This window comes from Bradyrhizobium sp. 521_C7_N1_3 (assembly GCF_052075975.1).
Taxonomy (GTDB): Bacteria; Pseudomonadota; Alphaproteobacteria; order Rhizobiales; family Xanthobacteraceae; genus Bradyrhizobium; species Bradyrhizobium japonicum.
This window is the reverse complement of sequence record NZ_CP197232.1, coordinates 1,630,723-1,653,590: the sequence shown is the minus strand read 5'-3', so window position 1 is coordinate 1,653,590 and position 22,868 is coordinate 1,630,723. Positions and strand designations below refer to the sequence as shown.

The 22,868-nt window shown below is 58.1% G+C and carries 21 protein-coding genes and 1 pseudogene; 15 read left to right on the top strand and 7 right to left on the bottom strand.

Annotated features, from left to right (window positions below; translation table 11 throughout):
- Positions 1-2: 2 nt before the first annotated feature.
- Together sctJ and AB7008_RS07645 are read right to left on the bottom strand one after the other, a co-directional pair.
- A complete protein-coding gene (gene sctJ, locus AB7008_RS07650) occupies positions 3-866 on the bottom strand; it encodes a type III secretion system inner membrane ring lipoprotein SctJ (protein ID WP_011084621.1) in 864 nt (287 codons plus the stop codon).
- A gap of 8 nt (positions 867-874) precedes the next feature.
- Entirely contained in the window at positions 875-1,375 is a 501-nt protein-coding gene (locus AB7008_RS07645; RefSeq protein ID WP_026312858.1) for a nodulation protein NolB, read from the bottom strand.
- Positions 1,376-1,557: 182 nt separating this feature from the next.
- Between AB7008_RS07645 and AB7008_RS07640 the strand changes: the two genes are divergently transcribed.
- Together AB7008_RS07640 and AB7008_RS07635 are read left to right on the top strand one after the other, a co-directional pair.
- Entirely contained in the window at positions 1,558-2,250 is a 693-nt protein-coding gene (locus AB7008_RS07640; protein ID WP_020608155.1) for a secretin N-terminal domain-containing protein, read from the top strand.
- 1,148 nt (positions 2,251-3,398) lie between these two features.
- Complete coding sequence (locus tag AB7008_RS07635) at positions 3,399-3,602, top strand: hypothetical protein (protein WP_011084616.1); 204 nt, start codon at positions 3,399-3,401, stop codon at positions 3,600-3,602.
- 570 nt (positions 3,603-4,172) lie between these two features.
- Here the strand turns inward: AB7008_RS07635 and AB7008_RS07630 are convergent.
- Together AB7008_RS07630 and AB7008_RS07625 are read right to left on the bottom strand one after the other, a co-directional pair.
- Positions 4,173-5,237 (bottom strand): IS630-like element ISRj1 family transposase, encoded by a 1,065-nt coding sequence (locus tag AB7008_RS07630; protein WP_011084514.1) that lies wholly within the window; start codon positions 5,235-5,237, stop codon positions 4,173-4,175.
- A 154-nt stretch (positions 5,238-5,391) separates the two neighbouring features.
- The gene (locus AB7008_RS07625) at positions 5,392-6,846 is read right to left on the bottom strand and encodes a DUF1521 domain-containing protein (RefSeq protein WP_014497946.1); all 1,455 of its coding nucleotides are present in this window, start codon (positions 6,844-6,846) and stop codon (positions 5,392-5,394) included.
- 250 nt (positions 6,847-7,096) lie between these two features.
- Between AB7008_RS07625 and AB7008_RS07620 the strand changes: the two genes are divergently transcribed.
- From AB7008_RS07620 to AB7008_RS07560, 13 genes and pseudogenes are all read left to right on the top strand, one after another.
- Positions 7,097-7,657 (top strand): hypothetical protein, encoded by a 561-nt coding sequence (locus tag AB7008_RS07620; protein ID WP_080588795.1) that lies wholly within the window; start codon positions 7,097-7,099, stop codon positions 7,655-7,657.
- A 97-nt stretch (positions 7,658-7,754) separates the two neighbouring features.
- Complete coding sequence (locus AB7008_RS07615) at positions 7,755-8,063, top strand: hypothetical protein (protein ID WP_011084613.1); 309 nt, start codon at positions 7,755-7,757, stop codon at positions 8,061-8,063.
- Positions 8,064-8,105: 42 nt separating this feature from the next.
- The gene (locus AB7008_RS07610) at positions 8,106-8,297 is read left to right on the top strand and encodes a hypothetical protein (RefSeq protein WP_014497948.1); all 192 of its coding nucleotides are present in this window, start codon (positions 8,106-8,108) and stop codon (positions 8,295-8,297) included.
- Positions 8,298-8,413: 116 nt separating this feature from the next.
- Complete coding sequence (locus AB7008_RS07605) at positions 8,414-9,307, top strand: SctD/MshK family protein (protein WP_011084612.1); 894 nt, start codon at positions 8,414-8,416, stop codon at positions 9,305-9,307.
- Positions 9,308-9,340: 33 nt separating this feature from the next.
- Positions 9,341-9,877 (top strand): hypothetical protein, encoded by a 537-nt coding sequence (locus AB7008_RS07600; protein ID WP_011084611.1) that lies wholly within the window; start codon positions 9,341-9,343, stop codon positions 9,875-9,877.
- Between the two features lie 2 nt (positions 9,878-9,879).
- Entirely contained in the window at positions 9,880-10,308 is a 429-nt protein-coding gene (locus tag AB7008_RS07595) for a tetratricopeptide repeat protein (RefSeq protein WP_011084610.1), read from the top strand.
- Between the two features lie 9 nt (positions 10,309-10,317).
- Positions 10,318-12,417 carry a type III secretion system export apparatus subunit SctV gene (gene sctV / locus AB7008_RS07590; protein ID WP_011084609.1) on the top strand — a complete coding sequence of 700 codons (2,100 nt, stop codon included), beginning with the start codon at positions 10,318-10,320 and terminating at the stop codon, positions 12,415-12,417.
- Positions 12,418-12,447: 30 nt separating this feature from the next.
- Entirely contained in the window at positions 12,448-13,038 is a 591-nt protein-coding gene (locus AB7008_RS07585; RefSeq protein WP_011084608.1) for a tetratricopeptide repeat protein, read from the top strand.
- A gap of 567 nt (positions 13,039-13,605) precedes the next feature.
- Positions 13,606-14,028 carry a hypothetical protein gene (locus tag AB7008_RS07580; protein ID WP_011084606.1) on the top strand — a complete coding sequence of 141 codons (423 nt, stop codon included), beginning with the start codon at positions 13,606-13,608 and terminating at the stop codon, positions 14,026-14,028.
- Between the two features lie 1,114 nt (positions 14,029-15,142).
- Positions 15,143-16,489, top strand: coding sequence for a M16 family metallopeptidase (locus tag AB7008_RS07575; RefSeq protein WP_080588796.1), 1,347 nt, complete (start codon positions 15,143-15,145; stop codon positions 16,487-16,489).
- Positions 16,490-16,542: 53 nt separating this feature from the next.
- Positions 16,543-17,948: pseudogene (locus AB7008_RS07570) on the top strand (M16 family metallopeptidase).
- A gap of 519 nt (positions 17,949-18,467) precedes the next feature.
- Entirely contained in the window at positions 18,468-19,217 is a 750-nt protein-coding gene (locus AB7008_RS07565) for a hypothetical protein (RefSeq protein ID WP_011084600.1), read from the top strand.
- A 54-nt stretch (positions 19,218-19,271) separates the two neighbouring features.
- Positions 19,272-19,991: a hypothetical protein gene (locus AB7008_RS07560; RefSeq protein ID WP_011084599.1), complete on the top strand. Its 720-nt coding sequence runs from the start codon at positions 19,272-19,274 to the stop codon at positions 19,989-19,991.
- A 546-nt stretch (positions 19,992-20,537) separates the two neighbouring features.
- On the opposite strand, the gene AB7008_RS07555 is transcribed toward AB7008_RS07560, so the two are convergent.
- The 3 genes from AB7008_RS07555 to AB7008_RS07545 form a co-directional block, all read right to left on the bottom strand.
- Positions 20,538-20,981 carry an NEL domain-containing protein gene (locus AB7008_RS07555; protein ID WP_240536560.1) on the bottom strand — a complete coding sequence of 148 codons (444 nt, stop codon included), beginning with the start codon at positions 20,979-20,981 and terminating at the stop codon, positions 20,538-20,540.
- 84 nt (positions 20,982-21,065) lie between these two features.
- Entirely contained in the window at positions 21,066-21,455 is a 390-nt protein-coding gene (locus AB7008_RS07550) for a hypothetical protein (protein WP_014497954.1), read from the bottom strand.
- Positions 21,456-22,543: 1,088 nt separating this feature from the next.
- Positions 22,544-22,840 carry a hypothetical protein gene (locus AB7008_RS07545; protein ID WP_161170740.1) on the bottom strand — a complete coding sequence of 99 codons (297 nt, stop codon included), beginning with the start codon at positions 22,838-22,840 and terminating at the stop codon, positions 22,544-22,546.
- Positions 22,841-22,868 lie beyond the last annotated feature (28 nt).

Here is a 22,868-nt window from a genome sequence, read left to right as displayed (position 1 = left end):
GACTATGACGCATCAGCAATCATCTTGCCCGCCGCTTGGTCAGCAGACAGGCGCGAGCCCCTACCGAACACGCTCAGCTTACGCGATGATTTTCCAAACTGACGCATGCGCGGGCCCAGCAATACGCAAGCGACGATGCCGAATACCGCTCCGGCGCTTCCTACAGCAAGCGCAAGTAACGGCGATGAGCCGGCTCTTGCTGACTGAGCCACAGGGACTCCCGGACCGGCAGACTGCTCGACTGGAGCGCGCTCGACCGGCACGAAGACAACGGCGACCTTGTCATAGGACAGCCCTTCAATGCTGTTTGCGACGAGCATCTTGATCTGCGGCAATAGTGCCGAAAGCCTCGCGCTGGAGCCATGTCGAATGAAGACCGATGCCGAGGATGGGGTCGCACCTTGCCGCAACAAGTCGTTCTTCGGCAGAACGACGTGAACGCGTGCTGAAAGGACGCCATCTATATCGCTGATCGTGCGCGACAATTCTTCGCTTAGAGCATAAACGTATCGTGCCCGCTCCTCGATCGGCGAGGCAACGAGGCCCGATCCCTTGAACACCTCGCCGAGATTCTTGAAGGATTGGCGCGGCAGCCCCTCAACATTGAGCAGGTCAATCGAATAAGCGAGCTGCTTTTCCTCGACCTGGATTGTGCTGGTTCCGTCCTTGGCGACAACACGGACAGCATCAACGCCCTTGCCAAGGAGAAGCGCGAGCATCTCATTAGCCTCGCGCTCCTGAATTTTGGTGTAGAGATCGGTCTTACAGCCGATCAGCGAGAGGAGAAGGGGCATAGCAAGAAACACGCGAAGCCGTCGCCACGATTGACGGCCGCCGGAGCTCCCCCTCTTCATATCGCCAGTCATCAGCTTACTCAGCCGGCCGATAGCAGCTTGTTTAGCGACGAGCTGACGGCGCTGGTGCCCTTGGAGACGAGGGAAACCTGAACAACGTCTTTGTAGACGTCTCGCAGATTCGTCATCATCGATTCGAAATCAGCTCCAACCGGCTTAACAGCCGCATTGGCTCCGGCGTTATCCGCCGGCAAAAGTGGCTGCGCAGCCGGCCCAGGCTGCACCCCATTTACGACAGCCGGCGCAATCGCCGGAGAAACGGCTCGACCCTGGTAGATGCCGGAAAGGGTTTGGAGGATTCGGTCGCCCGGCGGACTTGCCAGCACATTCGTGCGCTGGACCTCCAATATCGGAGGAGTCGCTGCGGGTGGATTCGCGGTCGGGAAAGCAGACCCCTGATTGGGAGCTACTTGCGCCAGGGACTGCTCGAAACGCGCCTGCTCGCCAGCAGCTGCCGGAGAGCAGGCACCGGAAAGACAACCGGCTGAACTGGGAGGGATCGGCGTTGCGCCTAACAACATGGAGTGTGTCATTGTGCTGGTTTGATGACCTAAGCTTTAGCCGATGAACCGATCAAGTTCATAGGCTGCCGAGCTGACGAAAACCTGACGGAGATCAGGTTGACTTGGTCATCTAATGATCACGTTTGGCTTCCAAGCTGCGGCGAAACTCTAACTTCATAATGAGCGGAAGGCGTCAAGGAATGCTCGCGCGGTCCACGGTGGTACATATCTTAAAAAGAATTTTTTGTGCCGGTGTTCTCATCTGTGTCGGAATTTTGCGCACGTCTGCTGCATCCCTTTCGCTGCCGCCCGCCCCTTATAGCTACACCGTTCTCGATCAGGATCTTGCTGCGGCGCTGCAGGAGTTCGGAAACAATCTCAATATCAGGGTCAATGTCAGCGCCGACGTCAGGGGCCGGATTCGTGGACGAATGCCGGACCTGCCGCCACGAGAATTCCTTGACCGTTTGACTGCTTTGTACAATCTCCAGTGGTACTATGACGGACTTGTCCTTTACATCTCCGCCGCCCAAGAGGCGCAAAGCCGGCTCATTGTATTGAACCCAATCAGCTTCGATGCGCTCAAGGCCGCGCTCGACGCGCTCAACATCTCGGATGAGCGCTATATCGTGAAACCTGCCCCGGGAGAGGGCCTCATCCTTGCTTCTGGCCCACCCAGATTTGTTGCGCTGGTGGACCAGACCCTCAAGGGCCTTGTGGCGGAAGCGCAGGCCCGGCGCAGTCCCGCCGCCGAGAGGTCACAACACGAGTCGGTTTTGATGTTGTTTCGCGGCTCCTCGAGCACGGTCTTCCGGGACGGGCGGCCGGAAGCTTCTCCCGAAACGCCGCTTCATGGGGGCGCTGTGCGCGAAGCCGGTCCAGGCCAGAAGTGATGGTCGAAGATGCAAGACCGCTCCGACTGAAGTCGCATCCGATCGTCAGCTTTTCGAAAGCTAAAGCCCCCAGCATGAGCCTGCGAGGTCTTGACGGCTGCCCTGCTTGAGGCAGCCCGATAGATGGATAAGAGACCGGATGCTCGAGGGAAATTGGGTAGCGCTGCCTTCACGCAGTGCGAGGCATTAAAGATCAATGTGGGCCTCCGCACGCGCGCTTCCGAGCTAGCTGAGGCTTCGCATAGCTCAATGCGCGTCATCAGTTGGAAGGAGAAACAGGGTGGATTTCAATGCAGTCGCCCCGGCGAATACGAGCCGGAGCCCGACACAGCACGGACGGCTACAGATGCAACCGAGTTCGAGCGGCAGCTCAGCGGTTCAGAGGCTCCCGCTTCGGCGCAGGGAGTCGCCCATCCAGTGCTGCAGGGCGAGGCTTATTCACCCTATCTCGACGCGGGCCATCCCTACTCTCCATACTTGGAGACAGGACACCTCTATCCGCCTTACCCAGATTTAGCGCATCCCCTTGGGCCAGACTCGGGTTGGCAGGATAATCTATATGCCGCGCCTGCGGCCGTCGCTGCGCCAGAGCCGGACAACGGCCAGCTGCATCTCTCGCCGCAGGCCATAGCTCAGGCGATCGAGGAACATCCCGGCTTCGATCAAGATGTGATATGGCAGACTCTGGATGTCGGCCCATCGGAAGCCGAGCCACGGCACGGTGAGCCTCAAGCGGGGACATCGCATGCAGGACCATCGCGCACCGCCCCTTTTTCAGGATGAGCCGCCGCACGCCGGCCCCTCGCATGCCCGGCCATTGCAGGCGGGACCGCCCCAACCTGGGTCTTCTGAAGCTCCGCCAGAAAGGACCGCGAGGCGATCCATGTCGTCGAGATGAAGGTAAGCGCGTTGCGGATCAGGATAGTCTGGGTATGACCGGCCCCCCTAAATACCTTCAACATACCGGTTGTTAGAACCAGCACAGTTCTTCGCACAAACCTCCAAACACCGGACCACCTGAGATCACTCGGGGCACGAATCGCGGCATCAATCCGGCCTCACTCTTCGTCAGCTTCTTGCAAGCTGCCCCTGCTAGCACGAAAGGAATAGGTCATCTCGCGGCACCGCCGCTATCTGAGTTTTATGACATGGACACAGGCGCAGCCGATATCGCAGCAACGGCGCCAGACGCTGGCACAAACACCGATAACGCCGCGAACGGCGGCGACAACTCGCACGCAGCATTGTTGCAGCGGGCCTTCGAAAAAGCTCTGGTTGCCGTCGCTACCCAGGTCATAAGCGATACCCAGTCAGACATGGATGACGCTATGAGCGAGCTAGATGATGGCTGAAGGCCGGATTATCAGACGCGCACAGGGAGGACCTGACGGACGGCAAGCCGAACCGAAAACGATCGGGTGAAGCAGGCGGACTTGGCAACAGCAGCCGCTAGACCGTCTTAGGTGATCCTCCAGGCAGGCGGTGCGGCCGTTCTGCAGGACCTCGCAACTTTCGGAAGACGCCGCAGCGACTTGCTCATGCCGCCGTGTCACATATTCTTCGATGAGGGTTCATCAGGAGCGCTCTTTAGCCAGGGCACCAGACGTTCTAAGCGAGCCCGAGCGCTCCCCGCCGATGAACTTCGTCATCTATTATCCTCGATTGGTTCTGCAGCCGCCCGCGAGATCGTGCGCTAGAGAGATCCTCCGAGATTTTCCGGAACATAGGCAGACTTGGCGCTCGCTGCGCCCATATCTGCAGAACTCCGGGGACCGCTACCCCTCAGCATCGAGGCATGTTGCTGCTGCCTGATCCTGAGTTATGGCGTATTTGTCGCTACGAATTGGCGCCAAAGCTCAGACTGCCCCTATCACGCTAAGAGCTAAGATCCTCATCGAGGCCGCCGCACCTAGTACCCGGAATCAGAGCTGAGTGATACGGCGGCCTTTGAAACGGCGTTGACGGACCTTTTTCTTGGTCCAGACGAAGGGCTCGGCTCTGTCGTTGTATGCGTTGACGTAGGCATCGATGTGTTCCTGAAGCTGCTTGAGGCTCGTGAAGGAGGTGCCGCTGAGCGACTGCCCCTGCAAGATGGAAAACCATACTTCGACCTGATTGAGCCATGACGCACTTGTCGGCGTGAAATGAAATTGCACGTTGGGGTGGGCCTTGAGCCAGTCCTCGTTCTTTTTATGGGTGTTGAGGTTGTCGAGGATGACGTGAAGCTTGCGGTTCGGAAAAGTCGCGGTGACGCTGTTCATGAAATCGAGAAACTCGACGCGGCGCCGGCGTTTTGAATGGGTCGCGATGATCTTTCCGGTGGCGACTTCGAGCGCCGCAAACAATGTTGTGGTGCCATGCCGCTTGTAATCGTGGCTTTGGCCGGTTAAGGCGCGGCCATTGGGCAACTTCAGATAACCCTGCGCTCGCTCCAAAGCCTGGATCGAGGGCTTCTCGTCCACGCACAGCACAATGGCCTTCGCCGGCGGCGCGACATAGAGGCCGACAACATCGGCGGCTTTGGCCGTAAAGTTCGGGTCGTTGCTCTCGCACCAGGACTTGCGAGCCACCAGGTCAATCTTGTGGCTGCGCAGGAACCGCCAGACATATTGGACATCGACATCGCCCAGCGCCTCGGCCAGCAGGGGGCCGGTCCAGCGCGCAAACCCTTGCGGTGGCGGCTTATCCAGCAGCTTCAGAATCCGCTTGTCGGTCGTCTTCGTATAGATCGGCTGCTTGCCAGGCCGCGGCTTGTCTTGCAGCCCTTCAAGGCCATGGTCGGCATAGCGATGCCGCCAAAGGCTGACAATCCGCGGCTGGACCCCAACTTCCTTGGCGATCGACCGGGTGCTGCGCCCATCCGCCGCCAACAGAACTATCCGCGCCCGCTTCAAATCGCGCTGCAACGTCACCGGTGAGCGACAGCACGCCTCAAGCACCTTGCGATCTTTCCTCGAAAGGTGGACTTCTCTTGCTTCGGGTATCATCCCGACCTTGAATCACGACTCACGTTCCAAGAAAAGTGGGTACTAGTATCTTCATCTCCTCACTGAACACGAAAAGCGGGCGCTAGCGCCCACTTCAGTGACTTATCCCATAAGCTGGAACCGCTTCGCAGTACCAGCCAGACCTCAGGCCAACTCAAGCATCGGACGTTGTGCCTGGATTCTCATTGCTGTCGATGATTTCCTGGTTCACCTGGCGTCCAGACCGGTCAACCCAGCCCGAGCCTGGTTGTTCATAAATCGTCTGGGCTCCGTCCGAAGTCAATTGATCAAGCGTACGGCCCGCATTCGACTGCGTCACCTTGAGATTGTTCTTACCGTCAAAGCGGTCTCCAAGCCCTTCGACGACCATGGCATTGTCGCCGTTAGTAATGGTCAGCTTCGAGGCCATCGTTTTGCCCTTGCCGATATCAACGGTGTCGACAGTAATCTTCGTGCCGTCGTCGAGCTGGAAAGTCATGTTCTTCTTGAAGTCAAAGTCGACCTTGCCGTCACCGTCGGCATCGACGTGGGGATCGCCTTTAATCGAGGTGATCTTGCCTGTTTGACTGTTACGAATGAGCACTGTTCCGTCATTTTCGTCGACCAAGATCGAATACTTATCACCAAGCTTGATCTCAGCCTTGCCGTCCCTGACCTCATGTGACCACACTGGCGCCGGCTGAGAAGACTGCGTGGGCACCTGGGCAGCCGCAACAGGCACCATCGCAAGAGGCGGCGGCGGAGGAGGAACGAAGAAGACGGGCGCCGTAGAGGTGGGCGCTCCGCTTGCATACTGGTAGTTGCCCGGCCCACGCCCTTGCTCGCCGTCGTCGATACTCGCCTGATTCACGGCGCGTCCGGCGCCATCGACCCATCCCTGTCCACTCTCATGGATCGTTTGGGCACCATCAGACGTCAACTCGTCAAGGGTCATCCCAGCGTTGGACTGCGTCACCCTCAGATTGTTTTTGCCATCCTTGTCGTCGCCGAGCCCCTCGACAACGATCGCGTTGTGGCCGTTCGTAATCGTAAGCTTTGAAGAGATGGCCTGGCCATTGCCGTAGTCGACATTATTCACAGTAATCTTCGTGCCGTCGTCGAGCTGAAACGTCATATCCTTCTTGAAATCGAAGTCATCCTTGCCGTCTCCGTCGGCATCAACGTGCGGGTCGCCATGAATGACCGTGACATGGCCGGTCTGGTTGTTGCGGACTGTCCACGTGCCATCCTTCTCATTGGCCGTAATCGTATACTTGTCCCCAAGGTTGATCGTGGCCTTGCCATCCTTGACCTCATGCGTCCACACCGGATCCACAGCAGGCTCGGCATTCTGATTCAGCTGGCTCATCAGCATGGTGGAAGGAGGAGGCGCCATCATGTACGCCTGCGTCGTAACGACGGCTGGCGCCACGACGACCGGAACGACACTCCCAACGGCCGTACCGACGAGGGCTGGTGAGGCTACCGGCAAGTACTGGTAGCTCGCCGGGGCATATTGCCCCAACATGGCGTTGAAGGTGGGAGTGACAACAGCGCCCTCCGGCGCCACTCCGTTCATCGAGTCGGGCGCACCCACCACTGGCAGGCCGGCCACGGGAAGATACTGCATTTAGTTCACTCCTGTTGCATAGACGACATCTGTAAAACTGTGAGCGTTACGCGCATAGTCACCCAAGATCCGCCGCTTCAGATCTGCATGAGAGCGCCTGATCAGCTCATCCGAACGAACGACTAATTCCCTTGCCAGAACCGGCAGCCTATGGAGATCCTCTCTCGCCCCATCACCGTAACCGCACGAGCACATCACGCGCATTCAACTCACAGATACGGTAGCCCGAACACCTGTCGAAAAGCTGACGATGATCAGCGAGCCAAGCCGCACGCACTTTGGCATCGATCGGATGTCCGAAACGCATCCTTCGCTGAACGTATCGCAAGATTTAATATTCCTTCCTGGCAAGATTCGTCTGGTACCAGCGGTGCTCCCATGTCTTCAGGCAAATGACACGACGTTGCCGGTTATCAGCCAATCATCTCATCCTCACCGCAATCAGCGCTCCCGCCGGAACTGCACATCATCTGCGAGGAGCGATCAACAGCTTGAACTCTCGCTGCATTTTCCCAAACATCAAGACTTCGCGAAAGGTGAGCTTTCGCAAGCCGCCATCTTAGCCAAACGGGACAAGCGAGGGCTGAGATCCGCACGGCTCGATGACCTTATCCCGCTTCCGTGCTCCACCCTGCAAGCCACGCGCCTGCGAAGGTTCCGCCAAGTCAAATCATTCCTGAACGCGCAGCTAAGCACGGCTCAACTCGCCTTCATCCAAGCCGGCTATAGGGCGCCGCTGGGAGCGACAGGGCGATCCGATGATTGCGAGCAGATGCAAGCCTGCCGCAAAATATCACTCGCCTCAACGTGAGGCTCGTCAGCTTTTCGAAAGCTAGCGCCCCTAGCATGAGGCCGCTGAAGCTAGGCGAACAGTCGTCTGCGCAACAAGACGAACATAGGAGAACGCAATGATCGGAGAAATGATTGGAAGCGCCGCCGGCGGTTACCTAGGCGGCCCGGCCGGAGCGGCAATTGGTTCGGCACTGGGCGGGACCGTGGACAAGGTCTTTGACAAGGTGGTCCACACCTTGGTGCCCGACGAGGGTCACCATGATAAGGCCGAAGACCACAAAGACGCCGGCGAAAAGACCGAGGTGCAATCCAAGCACGAGACTGCCTGCAAGAGCCCGGAGCTGAACCTCGGGCTCAGCACGCTCGGCGGTACGCCCATGTTCCTTTCCATTCCTGCGATCGTCTCGCCGGCCCGCACCTCGTAACAAATCAGAACCAGCGTTATCCCAAAAGAAAGGCAAATAGACATGGCGGTTGACAATGTTGGCGGAAATGGCGGCGCTGCTGGTGCCCAGCAGACCGGCGATAGCGGCTTCCAGAACCAGATGGCTGAATTCGAGCGTGTGAGCCAGAAGGTTCAGGCCCAGGCCGTGGCAATGCGCAGAATTACGACCGAACTCTCGTCCGAGAAGAAGGTCGCCGACGAGCGCGTCCAGTAATTCTGCAAGACGGGTGGCTCACCGCAGTTGCTACCGTCGCCGCGCTGTGAATGACGAAGTCTGGATGAGCCGTACGGCACCGCCGTACGGCTTCTCTCGTTATTCGGGGGATTATCGTGAACGACTCTGTTTCGCTTGAGTTCGAGGTGCTTTCGGGGGTCTATACCGGGCTCAAAGGAAAGACGGCGGGCGGCGAGAGCATTGTGGGCAGCGGCCTCGATGCGGACATGATCTTCGTTGAACAAGGGCTCGAACCGCATCATCTTCGCGTCATCCCGCAGCGCGATTCGATCGAGCTCGAAGCGCTCGCTGCCAGAATCAGCATTGACCGTCACGCTAGCATTGCAACAGGTGAGCGCGTCAGAGTGCCGCTTCCCGCGATCATTCATGCCGGCGCGATGTCCATCCGCTGGTCGGCAGAGGATTTCCAACCAATTGCTTCGAGCAAGCGATCTCGCCGCTCGATCGTGGCACTCAGCCTGATCTTGCTCAGCTCTGTCGCGATCGGCACCGTCTCAATCATCTTTGCCCCCGGCGATAGGGCGGTGGCGCCAAGCACCGGATCATCGCACGCGGTCGAAATTGCCGCTAAACCAACCGTCGATCATTTTGACGCGAGAGCTGCTGATGAAATGGCCGCATCACTGCGCCAACAGATCGAACGAGAGGGCCTTCCTGACGTCAAGATCGGGCACGGGCCCGGCGTCGTGACCGCGGAAGGGACGATTGCGCCGGACCTCGTCGCAAAATGGAAAGAAATCCAGCAATGGTTCGATCGTCAAAGCAATGGTACCCCGACCCTTGTGAACGCTGTCGCGGTGAAAGAGGAAAAGATGCCGTCTTCGATTGCTGTCCAAGCCGTCTGGCGCGGAAGCGAACCTTATCTGCTTATTGCCGGGCAGAAGTATTTCGTCGGCGCGCTCTTAAGTAATGGATGGACCGTTGATCGAATCGAGGATGGACGAGTTCTGCTCAGCCGCAACGGCCGATCTGCCGCTTTGCCCTATTAAGGTCTCTACCCTGCAAAAGAGAAGGAGAAGGCTATGGCTAGGCTGCCTCAGAACTCCGTAGGGCCCGGCAACTCATCGCAGGGGTTAGATGCGGGCCAGCACGCACCAGTCATCGGCTCGCCTCCTTCGCGAGGTGATAAGCTCGAAGTCGGAGGCGCCCATGCGGATAGCGGCACGAAGCGGGCGTCGTGGCAGGATGCGGCTTCGTATGATCTGCCAATTGATGGCGCGAGCGAAGCGGCGCTCGGGGTCGATTCCGTCGGCGCCATCTCACGCGTCACTTTATTCGAAAGCGAAGCAGGAGCGAATGAGGTAGATGCACGCGCGAGATTGGCTTCGCTTTATGGTCCCAATCTGTCCCGCGGACTACTCTCCTTCGTAGTTCCGCGCCTTCGTCATCCCGACGTACTGCGCGCTGACAAGCATGGTGTTCTTCTGGAACGCTTGACGCGAACATTGGAGGCGACGCCGGAAGACAAGACGGCGCGAGAGTGCTTGGCAATCCTGCAGCAGGAGCTGCAGCGGTTACTAATGCTCCGACAAAACCAAAACAGCTTAATCAAGGGTTAGCCATGGCCGATCCTGATGGATTGCATCGCGTCGCCGTTCCCCTGGCTCCAGGAGTCTCAAAATCCGGCGATATTCCGTCGATCTCCGGGCCAGAGCGCGACCTGCTTTGCGCACTCTCATATGTCCATCTCGCGTGCGGGCAGAGCGCACACAGCCTGGCTCTGTTGCGAATTGCAGCTCGCGAGCATTCCAACGACGTCGGTCTACTCCGCATTCTAGCCTACACGCTCATCGCCGAGGGCCTCGGCGAGGAAGCACTCCATGTGCTGGACCGGCTGGACGCACTTGATACGCAACCCTCTTCTCGCATACCGATGACGCTGTTGCGCAGTCACGCGCTACGGCACGCTGGCCGCATGGCCGAGGCTCGCGAGGTCTTCCAGACCTATGTGTCATTGCGCGCGAGTACAGCCCTCATCCGAAAGCAATAGGGATCTATCATGGCCAACACCTTGCGCGGCTTTGTCGTGCGCGCTCCGGCCCACCCGGATTTCATGGTTGCCTTGATGCTGCTTCTAGCGATCGGCATGATGATCATGCCAATCCCAATCATCGTGATCGACATGCTGATCGGCTTCAATCTTGGCTTTGCCATATTGCTGCTGATGGTTGCCCTCTATCTCAGCACACCGCTTGATTTCTCGTCCTTGCCGGGCGTCATCCTGATCTCCACCGTATTTCGGCTGGCGCTGACGATTGCAACAACACGGCTGATCCTCGCCGAAGGCGACGCGGGCAGCATCATTCACACCTTCGGCGACTTCGTCATTTCAGGGAATATTGCGGTCGGAATTGTCATATTCTTGATCGTGACCATGGTCCAATTCATGGTTCTTGCCAAGGGTGCCGAACGCGTCGCAGAGGTGTCTGCGCGCTTCACGCTTGACGCGCTACCAGGCAAGCAGATGGCGATCGATGCGGAGCTACGCAACAGCCACATCGATCAACACGAAGCACGCCGCCGACGTGCCGCCTTGGAACAAGAGAGTCAGCTTCATGGCGCTATGGATGGTGCCATGAAGTTCGTTAAGGGAGACGCGATCGCCGGGCTGATCGTGATCTGCATCAATATGCTTGGCGGAATAAGCATCGGCCTGCTCTCCAAGGGCATGTCGCTCGATGAAGCGCTGCATCAATATACTCTTTTGACGATTGGTGATGCGCTCATTTCGCAGATTCCGGCGCTGCTGCTGTCAATTACCGCCGCGACCATTGTCACGCGCGTCAACGGACCCTCCAAACTCAGACTCGGCGCCGATATCGTTCACCAACTTACCGCAAGTACGGAGGCACTTAGGCTAGCCGCTTGCGTCTTGGTATTCATGGGGCTCGTTCCTGGCTTTCCTTTGCCCCCGTTTGCCGTGCTGGCCGTCCTGTTCGCTGCCGCAAGCTACGTCAAGGTCGGCCCCAAAGACGACAAGCCTGCCGCCAAAATAGGAGCTAGCGCCGCGGCATCGGCGCCGGTTCCTGCAGCGGTCCAAAAGCAGGCCGCACATGCGGAAGCGCTTCCGATCGCGTTGTTCCTTGCACCAAACCTGACGGATTCGATCGACAAAGACGAGCTGGAAGAGAGCATTTCGCGTGTTTCAAGGCTCGTGTCGGCGGACCTTGGCATCACCATTCCGCGGATCCCTGCCCAGATTGGCGACAGCTTGTCCTCGTCGCAGTTCAGGGTCGATGTCGATAGTGTGCCAGTTGAGCGTGATGTGATCAATCCCGGGCACTTGGCACTCAACGACGATGTCGCGAACATCGAATTGAGCGGCATCCCCTTTCAACAAGACCCTGAAACGAATCGGGTCTGGATCGAAGAACGGCATGCAGCGGCTCTCAAGGCCGCCGGAATCGGATATCATCGGCTAAGCGAAGTTCTTGCCTTACGTCTCCATTCCACATTGACGCGCTTTGCACAGCGCCTGGTCGGTATTCAGGAAACCCGCCAATTGCTCGCTCGGATGGAGCAGGAATACCCTGATCTGGTGAAGGAGGTACTGCGTACGGCCACCGTCCCTCGGATCGCCGAGGTCCTGCGCCGCTTGCTCGATGAAGGCATTCCAATCCGCAATACCCGCTTGCTTCTGGAGGCATTGGCAGAATGGAGCGAGCGCGAGCAAAACGCCGTCCTGCTCACCGAGTATGTTCGTGCTACCTTAAAACGCCAAATCTGCTTCCGGTATGCTAATGCCCATCGCGTCGTGGTCGCCTTTATCATCGAGCGTGAGAGCGAGGAAATCATCCGCGGCGCAGTACGGGAAACGGCCGTAGGCCCATATCTCGTCTTGGATGAATGGCAGAGCGAAAAGCTGCTTGCACAATTTCGTCAGATTCATGCGACCATCGCGCAAAGTAAGAGCCAGCCTGTCGTCCTCGGTTCGATGGATATCCGGCGTTTCGTGCGCGGTTTTCTCACGCGCAACGGAATCGACTTGCCTGTTCTGTCCTATCAAGATCTCGCCGCGGACTTCACGGTCCGGCCGATCGGATCCGTCAAGCTTCCAAAGGCGCCTTCCTCAGGAGGGCTCCTAACAGCTGCAAGCTAAGAGTGCGCAGCACTACCTTGTGAGTAGCCGATGAAATCTAATGACACCAGCTTCCGCCGATATCTGTGCTCCGCCAGTCCAAGGCTGCGGCCGGCTCTGCTTGCGATGCTGACTGTTGTGCTGCTCGCTGGTTGCGCTACCGCAGACAAACATGGCCTTTCACCGCAGCAGAGGTCCGCATCAGACCTCGCAGACAGCGAAGAGATCGACCCCGCCGCGCGCGAGCGCATTTCGCACGCGCTTGGCCGAGATGCTGATGAAGGGGCTCTGCGCGACGCATTGAAGCAACAGCCGAACAACATTGATGCGGCTATTCCTCTTGCGCGAGCCCTGCTGGCACGCAACTGTCCGAATGATGCGCTTGAGGTGCTCGACGGCGTGTTATTGGCAACCCCTGGCGACCTGCGCGCATTAAATGCCAAAGCAGTTGTTCTCGATCACGAGGGCCGTCATCAGGAAGCCCAAGAGCTATACCGCCAAGCTCTCGCGGCGGAACCTGCAAACCCGATGCTGCGCAACAATTTCGGACTGTCCCTCGCCCTTCAAGGCAAGATGGACGCCGGCGATGCCAGCGCAGCACCTCAGGCGGGCAGCCGGAAAGCATTGGCTCGTTCAAGATAAGGCGATCAAGAGCGGGCAGGAATAGCGAAGCGTGATGCTTAGCTGTCAGCTTGCCGACAGCTAGGCTTACTATGAGCGCGGAACCCCACTCCAGCGCGGCCTCGCCGACATAACAGGACGTGTTATGTTTCAAAACACTAAAGCTCTATCTAACAGCGAACGTGCGTCCGAGCTCGATGAAATGGGAACGAGCTCGGACGATGGCTCCCACACGGATAGCCCAAGATTCTTGGATGTATTCTCTGCTCTGAGTTTGGCGCCATCGAGCTGCTCCGTTGATGCATCTTTGGCAGCAGTCCCGCCATACGCGCTGGTTGACGAGCGGCCGGTGGTTGAGATCTCAAAATCTTCGTTTGAGAATAAGCTGGCAGATTTTTATGGAGGAGACATAGAGGATATTGCTGCCAATCCGCAGCGATACTCGCGCTGGGTTTCCGAAAAGGCTCACGCACAGCGGACACTGCATTTCGCTTCGGCACGAAGTCTATTTCGGAGAAATCGTGCTTTTTCAGCTATCAGCTTGGGAACAAGAGCGTCGGGCTTCTGAGAACGGAACCCGGAGGCCGCATGAGTGAGCTGTTCAAGGGCAACAATGATTGGCGCCATCAATTTCCTGGACGAGATGAAATCACCTCAACAATAGCTTTCCGGGTTACTCATCCGCTCGTCGAGAACGCGGGCGATATCTTGCTTGAACATCAGCTCCAGATCGACGGAAACAAACCGCTCGTTCTCTCCCACTCTTCCAATCCGGAAGCGAAAGCCCGCGCGGCAGCGTTGGGCTTTCTTGAGGTTAGTGACTCGATGATGGTGCTAGATCCCACCAAGCACGATGACAAATGGAAGAACGAAGGCGGCAATTGGCAGCGGGCGGGTAAGCCGCCTTTGTATCTTGCCGCGACTGAAGACAACAGCGGCAATGCCAAGTATACCGAGAGTGTAGCGAAGCCCGCGAACGATCCGTATGATGAGGAATATGACTTTATGTAGAGCCTACAGGCATCACACGAAGAGCGATTGGCCGGATCGGCGGGGCAAGATCAGGCCTCTATCTCATTTCCTGCTGCATGTACTCTTGAGCACCGACATCTTTTCCGTATCCGCAGGCGGAGTTGGACTGCGCTGTGGGTCCTTTCGTCTGGCGGAATCAAGCCGGACGAGCAGCAGATCGATTATCTCTCGGACTCCGCAGCCTCGTGTTCCTCCTGATCTGCAGCTTGCGCCAGCAAAGAGCCTCCTTGTATCAGCCGAAATGACGCGGTCTATCGGCACTGCGAAGCTACAGCGCGCGATGGCGGCGCACGATCTCCATGACACCCGGTCCTGCCATGTGAGGATCTCCTCCTCTGCCTTCCCGGGAAAAAACTTGCTCGCAAACCGTTTTCAGCCCTTTAGCCGCCGGCAGCGGACGGCATGATTGGTTGGCAGAATCTTGCCGGCATGAACGTCCTCCGGGAGGATCACATCCTCATCAAACCCGCTCGGCACTGCTACATCCACGCCCTTCTGGCATCTTGTCGTTCAGATAAGAGAGAGGAGAAATAGCGAAGTAGTTAACATGCGCCAACCAGGCTCCGGCTTGCAACCGCAAATCACATGACCGCGATCTGCGGTGCCCTTGGTATCCTTAATCTGAGTGACTTGTTGGCAGGTGATTTAAGGACGGTGAGCGGTGCGCTCGGCTTCCCTTTGCCTTACGTAAACCGCGACGGCCGGCAAGTGACTTCCACTGTCTCATCGAAGCTATCGCTGAGCATTTGTTTACCTCGCGCGTCAACAACCGATGGGCTTTTGCGGCAAATCTTCTCAATCGCGCTCCCCCGCGGCACCTGATGCGCGCGGCCGATAAACTACGCTGTTGTCGCACGTTCATCCTGGACTACTTCGGCGCAGTGTACTCAGAGGAGCTGCTCGCTGGCAGACAAATCGTCAAGCCGCTCATCGTGTAGAGCGAGATGTGTGACGGCAAGCTGCTGAGTGTTGTGCCAGCGTATATCGCGCTTGATCTACCCCCAAATCTCCAGAGACGCCAAGTTCTCCTGAGACGTTGTGCGCAAGGTTGTGTTCATGACATGTCGACGGTTACATTTGGCCACCTGAAGCCTTGGACTCGACGACGCGCACCACTCCGGCGGTTAGCGTCTATGCCGGCACGGTCAGATCAGATCGAGCAGCATGCTTCACGCTTCATAACGACCTGCAGGTGGTTGTGATCCAGGATCATCGCACACCAGTCGTCACTCAGATGATCTGGTATAAGGTCGGTTCCGCGGATGAACCGCCCGGCAAATCGGGGCTTGCGCATTTCCTCGAACACCTGATGTTCAAGGGTACTTCCAAACATCCGGCGGATGAATTCTCCAAGGCCGTGCTGCGCGCCAGCGGCTACCAGAACGCCTTTACCGGGTTCGACTTCACCAGCTACTTCCAGCACGTGCCTCGAGAGCACCTCGGCAAGATGATGGAATTTGAAGCCGACCGCATGACCGGTCTCGTTCTCAAGGACGAGAACGTGCTCTCCGAGCGAGACGTCGTGCTGGAGGAATTCAATATGAGGGTCGCCAACCATCCAGGTAACCGGCTTGCTGAGCAGATGATGGCGGCGCTTTACCTCAACCACCCCTACGGCCACCCTATTATCGCGTGGCGCCAGGAAATCGAAAAGCTTACCCGAGAGGACGCGCTTGCCTTCTACCGGCGCTTCTATGCACCTAACAACGCGATCCTGATTGTCGCTGGCGACGTAGCCACCAAGGAAATGCGCTCCATGGTGAAGGAGACGTTTGGCGGCATCCCCGCGCAACCTTCGATTCCCAAGGAACGCCTGCGGCCGCAGGAACCGCCGCCGGCCGCGCAGCGCAGAGTGACACTGGCCGATGCCCGCGTCGAGCAGCCGGCCCTGCGCCGCTATTATCTCGTACCCTCGACTCGCAGCGCGGCCGCGGGCGAGGGTCCAGCGCTTGAGGTGCTCGAGCAGTTGATGGGCGGCGGCATTAACTCATATCTCTATCTCTCGCTGGTTGTCGAAAAGCAGCTCGCGGTCACCGCCAGGGCGAGCTACCACTCTGCCGCGCTCGATCCATCGCTATTCGAGATTTCCGTCATACCAAAGCCTGGCGCCAACCTCAGCCTGATCGAGCGCTGCATCGACGAGGTAATCGCCGGTATTGCCCGTAATCCCGCGAGTGCCGAAGATCTCCAGCGGGCGAAGACGCGGCTAACCGCGCAAGTCGCCTACGCCCAAGACAGTCAGGAACTGCTCGCTCACTGGTATGGCCGCGCCCTGACGACGGGACTATGCATCGAGGATGTACAACGCTGGCCGGACGACATCCGAGCGGTCGGCGCACCGCAGGTGCATGAGGCCGCGCGGATATGGCTCGACAAGAAACGAGCGGTAACCGGCTATCTCGTCAAAGAGTCTACCCCGCAACACTGGGAGACGCTCTAGTGATCCATCCTTGCACTCGACGCGGGATCCTCCTTGGAGGAGCCTCCCTCTCCATGGCGGTGCTCGCTTCGTCAAATTCGCATGCCGCACCACGATCACTGGACCGGACCAGGATCAAGCGTTTGATTTCGTCTTGCGGCATAGAAGCCTGGTTCGTGCAGGACTCCACTGTCCCATTGATCTCGATGGAATATGCCTTCACCGGCGGCGCGGCTCAGGATCCCGCTCAAAGACCTGGCGTAGCCCACATGGTTTCTGGGCTGCTCAAGGAAGGTTCCGGCAAATTTGACTTCAAGACCTTTCATCAGCGGCTGGACCGCCATGCCATTGAGCTGCGTTTTCACGTGACCCATGATCACTTCCGCGGTGCCTTGCGCACGATCAATGACAGCGCGGAGGAGGCCTTCGAGCTTTTACGGATCGCGCTAACCTCGCCGCGTTTTGAGGCCGCCGACGTCGAATGGAACCGTGCCGCTGTGCTTGCGCGCCTTCGGCACGACTCAACCGATCCTTCGTCGCTGGCTCGCCGCAAGTTCCTCGAAGTCGCTTTTGGGGATCATCCCTATGCTCGCCCAGTCGATGGCTACTTGGAAAGCGTGCCGAAGATAGAGGCCGAGGATCTCAAGGGTTATGTCCGGCGCGTCATTGCAAAAAGACACGTTCAAAATCGCGGTGGTCGGCGGGGTCGATCCAGGGGCCGTCTGCAAGCTGCTCGATAAGACCTTTGGCAGCCTGCCGAGCAACGCGGAAGCGATGCCGGTCGCCGACGTCATCGCAGCAAAGCCGCCGCAGCGGGTCTTTATTCAGCTCGATGTGCCGCAGACAGTTGTGACTTTTGGCGGTCCAGCCGTCCGTCGCAGCGAGCCGGGTTTCATGCCCGCCTGTATCGTCAACCACATTCTCGGCGGCGGCGGCCTGACGTCACGCCTGTTCCGCGAAGTCCGCGAGAAGCGCGGACTGGCTTATTCAGTCCGTGAGCAGCTTGTCTGGCTGGATCATTCAGCCATGTTTCTCGGTACCAGCGGCACCTGCGCCGATCGGGCCGGTGAAACGGTTGAAGAAATCGAGAAGCAGGTCCGACAGATCGCCGCGGAAGGACCGACTCAGCAGGAGCTCGATGACGCAAAGTCCTACCTGAAGGGCTCGCAACTGGTAGCTCTCAACACATCATCAAAACTGGCGCGAACGCTACTGCAGCATCAGCTTGACAAGTTGCCTATCGACTATCTCGAAAACCAGAATGCCGTCGTCGATGCGGTGACGCTGGAAGACGCCAAAGAGAGCAGCGCAGCGGCTGTGGGGCGGGGGTCTGCTCACAATTATCGTCGGCCGCGCCCCAAAGGACGCAGCGCAGGCGGCCATTGTGCCGTCCAGGACTACACCCCCGCCGGGCGCCGATCAGCTAGACACCGGCCCGACGACGCCGCCCAATTTATTTTCTAGCAGCCCATGTGCTTAGCTCTCGCGCGCAGAGAGGCCTTTAGCCACTCACCTTTAGCTCGTGGAGATATTCCTCGGCATGCCGAAAAGACGGCGATCTGATCCAGTAGACCTTTGATGGTCTGCGAAGCCATAGTCGGACCGCCTAGCATCCCCCCGATTTGCGCTTTCATCGAGCTCGCAATCTGACGCTACGTAAGACTCGGTCTCCCATTAAAATTTGATAGCGGCAGCGACAGCATCCATAGCGAACCTACGGCAATCCAACGATCACCATGGGCAGACTTTGATTCTTGCCCCGCATATTCCAGCCGCACACAAACCTCACGTAAATCACCAGTACAAGTGATTACTCCCATTGCCGGAGCTGCATCATCACGCGACGTTACTCGCTAGATGTTGAAAACGCTTATCAGTTGCAGAGCTCTCGCATCGGCGGTTCATTGCCCCTTCTTTCCGCCATGTTCGCACCCAAAGCAGTGACGCGCCGATAGCGCACTTTGCGCGCGGCAATAGCAAGAGCTCAGGAGATGTTTCTATGGTGAAGCCAGTGGTAATTGTAGTCGGTGCGGACAAGGGAGGAGTCGGCAAGACGACCGTATCACGAACGCTACTGGACTACTTTAGCGTCAATAACGTGCAAATACGCGCGTTCGACACGGAGTCGCCCCGGGGAACGCTGAAGCGCTTTTACCCCGGGATCACTGAGATCGTCGACATGACTGCGACGGCGGACCAGATGAAGATCTTCGATACCTTGAACTCAGGGCTGTCCGTCACTGTCATCGATGCTCGCGCAGGCCTACTGTCCTCTGCGCTGGCTTCCTTGCGCAACATCGGCTTTCTGGACTCGGCACGGTCTGGCCAGATCACATTTGCCGTGTTCCACATCCTGGGATCATCTATCGCGTCGCTAGACGAGATCGAGGAAACCGCGACTTTCATGACCGGTGCAAAGTACTACCTGGTCAAGAACTTCATCAACGACACTCAATTCTTCCAGTGGGATCAAGCCACTTATAATTCCTATTTTCATCGCATCAAACATGCGACTGAGTTGACCATCCCGAAGCTTAACGAGATGGCGTATGAGCAGGTGGAAGTCGCGTCCGTCCCGTTCATAGACTTCGTCGCGAACAAGGGACGCAATGATGAACCCGCGAACAACTCCTTCGTGCTGCGCGGCTATGTCCGGCACTGGCTGGCAAATGTCTGGAGCGAATTTGATCGCATCAACTTGACGGAATTGGCCGGGGCCAAGTCCGCCACCCGGGCCGGCGAGAAGTAGCCGTATATCCGGCAAGCTCGAGCCCACGCACGGAACGAAATTGATCTGCTGGCTATGTTAGCGACCCCCATCTACATCATCTGCTCACCTAGCCCGCAGGTCGGTAAAACCCTCATCGCTCGGGCCATGAGCGAGTTCTTGCTGCTGAAAGACGGTACAACGCTGTCGTTTGACGTCAACTTGAAAGAGCCATCATTGCTCGACTACCTGCCCAACATCACGGAGACCGCGGATGTGATCGACACATACGGCAAGATGCAGCTGATGGACCCTCTCATCGTTCACGATCGTGTACCCAAAGTAATCGATCTCGGCTTTCACGCCTTCGACGAATTCTTCAAGATGTGCGAGGAGATTGGCTTCGTCAAGGAGACGGCGCGGTGCTGTGTCACCCCTGTCGTACTCTTCGTCGCGGGCGCAGATCGCATCTCCTTTCGTGGTTACGAGATGCTGCGGCGGCGAATTCCCCCGGCCTCGCTGGTCATCATCCACAATGAATTCGCACTGCGCGGCGGATTACCTGAAGCGATGGACGGCGATCGGGTGATTCGAATTTCCGCACTACCGCTGTTCCTTAAGAGATATATAGATCGGCTTGGCTTTTCCTTCACTGGGTATCTGCGCAACGAGAAGGACTGGTCCACCGAGCTGCATCAATGGATCCGGCGGAATTACGGCATGTTTCGCGATCTGGATTCGAGTGTGACGCTGCGAAGGTGGGATCGGCCGCGGGGGACGGACATCGGTAGCCTACGTTGCACGAGGGCGACTTGAAGAGATCGGTCTGATCCCCCATCTATTTGTCTGGCCTATGAGAGGCCGTTGAGCGCTGAGTTCAACGGCGCTCGCAACGTGAACGCATTGCGTTTTGCTAATCTTCTCTTGGATGTCCATCCTATACCATGATCGTCCGCACGGACGCACGGGCGCAATTAACAGAGCTCATTCGGCAATGGCTCATGCAGACAGTCCGTCATGCAGGCAGTCCGTCCCGGAAGGCGTCGATTAAATTTTGACTTTTGTGACCGGCGAGGCGGATCGACGGACCCTCCTTCGGAGGTGCGCTCATAGCTGAAGGCCGAGCTTCCCGAGGACCTGATGCAGGAGCGCGCTTTTGATCGCGCGGGCAATCTCGTTTCGTATCTGGCGCCGAGGACCGGCTCGGCATCGGCATCGCCCGTCAGACCATGCTCAGCCAGTCGCTCATCCAAGCGGGTTTCAAATTGTACACCCATCACGCCGACGAGCCGCTCCTGCATTTCAGCATAATCTTGGGGTACCATACGCCTCACCACGCTTTCCATGGTTGCCATCGCGTCGCTAAATAGTCCCGAAATTCCGCCGCTTCCCGTCCCGCGCCGACGCCTCGGCCCTGGCCACATCGGCCTCGGTCACTTGAGACACATTCATGAAGCGCATGTCGGGAGCGTTGTGCCGCAGCTCCAGGGCGTCCCGCAGCTGGGCTTGGTAGGCAAGATAAACCTCGATCTCGTCGACATCCGCGTCGGGATCGGCACGGCGAAGTGAGTTGCCCCTCTCGCGCGCGATCCCGTCAAGCGCTTCCAAGCGAAACAAGACGCGGTCGTTCTGGAGCAGTTCGCCGAGGCGCCCGTCATAGAGTCCGTCCTCGACATCAGCGTTCAGGCGTGCGGTCTGCATGCCGTTCCAGACCAAAGTAACGCGATCTTCGCAGCTCCCGTTCGCTCCCGAAGCCAACTCGAAATACTGCTCGCGTAAACGGGGCCTGACGGCTGCCTGCCGCAGATCTTCGGCGACCGCCAGGCGGAACGCCTAGTGATGGTAGTTCACGGTCTCTGCAGGCAGGCGCGTCAGCCCATTGCTGATGGCCTAGAGCCGCTGGAGGCCGGTCGAAAGTGTCTCGGGCAGGCTGTCGAGCTGATTGTGATCCACATTCAGGCGGCGCACCTCGGCCAAAATGGGCGCAGGCAAGGCGGTAAGGGACCGAGACGACAGATCTAGCGGCTGATTGAGATCACCCGTCCCCCGCCAAGCCGACGTTCGGCTTACCGCTTGTTGCCGATCCCCATGTTGCCCCTGCCCGTCTTCGGCAGCCCAGTTGGCCAGCACCTCCTCCGGCGAGGCAACCGCTCCGGCAGCGGACGTGTGCACGCCGGCCAAGGTCTCTCCCCACAGCGGTGCGGCCGGAGAGCCTGGTTCGGAGCTTTCCAAATCGGAAGTTGCGGAAGGAATACGAGTGACGAGCTGTTCTGTGTTCATCGATATCGTTTCTTCGGTAGCAAAATGAAGCGAATGCGCCGGGGCGGCGCATCTTAGAACCGCCAATCCTCTACTATGGCTGACGCGCCACCGGCCCACAAGGAGTGAGGTGCGATCCCACAAGCGTGCCGACAGGCACGAATGGCCCGGATACGCTTCTGCAACTAGCACCCACTGCAGACAGTGTAGCGAATCCAGACGGCGTTTCGCTCGCGGATCAATTGATATTGCAGTCCACCGGTCTCGCCTGCGAGCTCTGCGCCCATTGAGCCAAGCCTGCAAGGGAGTAGCGGCGCTCATGATACGAGCGCCACCTGTCGATAACCTGACGCAGTCCGGAGCGACGAAATGACGAATGGCGTTTGTAATTCCGTAACCTTGGGCTCAGCTCTCCGCAGACGAATCACTTTGTGCTGGACCGGCTGGTGGCGGGTGCCGGTCCGCCGGCAGCAGCGCGTTTAGGCCGGCAACTTTGCTGTGACGTGAGGCGAGGCGGCCATACTTCTCCCCGGGGTCAAACGCTTGGGCGATAGCTGAGCTCAAAAGCTTGCAGCCTATCGCGCTAACGCGCTTGGCTACGAGACGCAGCGCGCCCCGATGTCAACACCGCGGGCTCGCTAATTCTCTTCGACGCGGAGTTCCCAGCCATTTTAACATTGGTCACGTGAACCGGCAAACGGCGATCGAGCGGCTCTTCACGGTATCCTTCCGACTGGATAATCGGACAGGTGCATCTGTCACTGGTACGACAGATTTTCTGTGTCGAGCTCAGTGTAGCCTAGCTGCGCCGCGACCAAATAACTCGAGCAGCTAGTGCGCCTTGTTGATCTCGCGTTAAACACGCTTAACCCTATGAGCGCTGGAATTGTGCAGGACACACGTTCGCGGCGCATTGAAACCGCGAGGATCTGCCGCGATTTCTCGCCAAACGCGCGGCGTAGGATAATATTGACTTATAAGCGTCGCATACATCGGACTTCTCGCCTCCTCCGGACACGAGCGGGCGATACGCCGTTGTCGGCTCAACTATCCGGCAGGAATGCGGAGCCAGGGAACGACCGCTCGACGAGCATCGCCATGTTTTACACTTAAGGATCAACATCCGTGATGACTTCGATTGATGATACGCTAAGTGAGATCAGATGGCTGCGAAACGGAATCTGGCGCTGCCGCCGGCTACTTAACACCGACCTGCCTGGCACCGAACGCAAGGCCCTTGAGAAGCGTCTGCATGAACAGCTCTCTGCCTTTGAACGGCTCTCGTCGACGGCGTTTCCTTTCGCCTTGAGCTCTAAAGTGTATTCGGTCAGGAGCACCACAATCGGGCGAAGCGACTCCCCTGAAGCGCCCATAGAGAACGCCGCAATGGTATCAAGCGGTTGCATGGGGAAATCGATCAGCGGCTAACAAAAG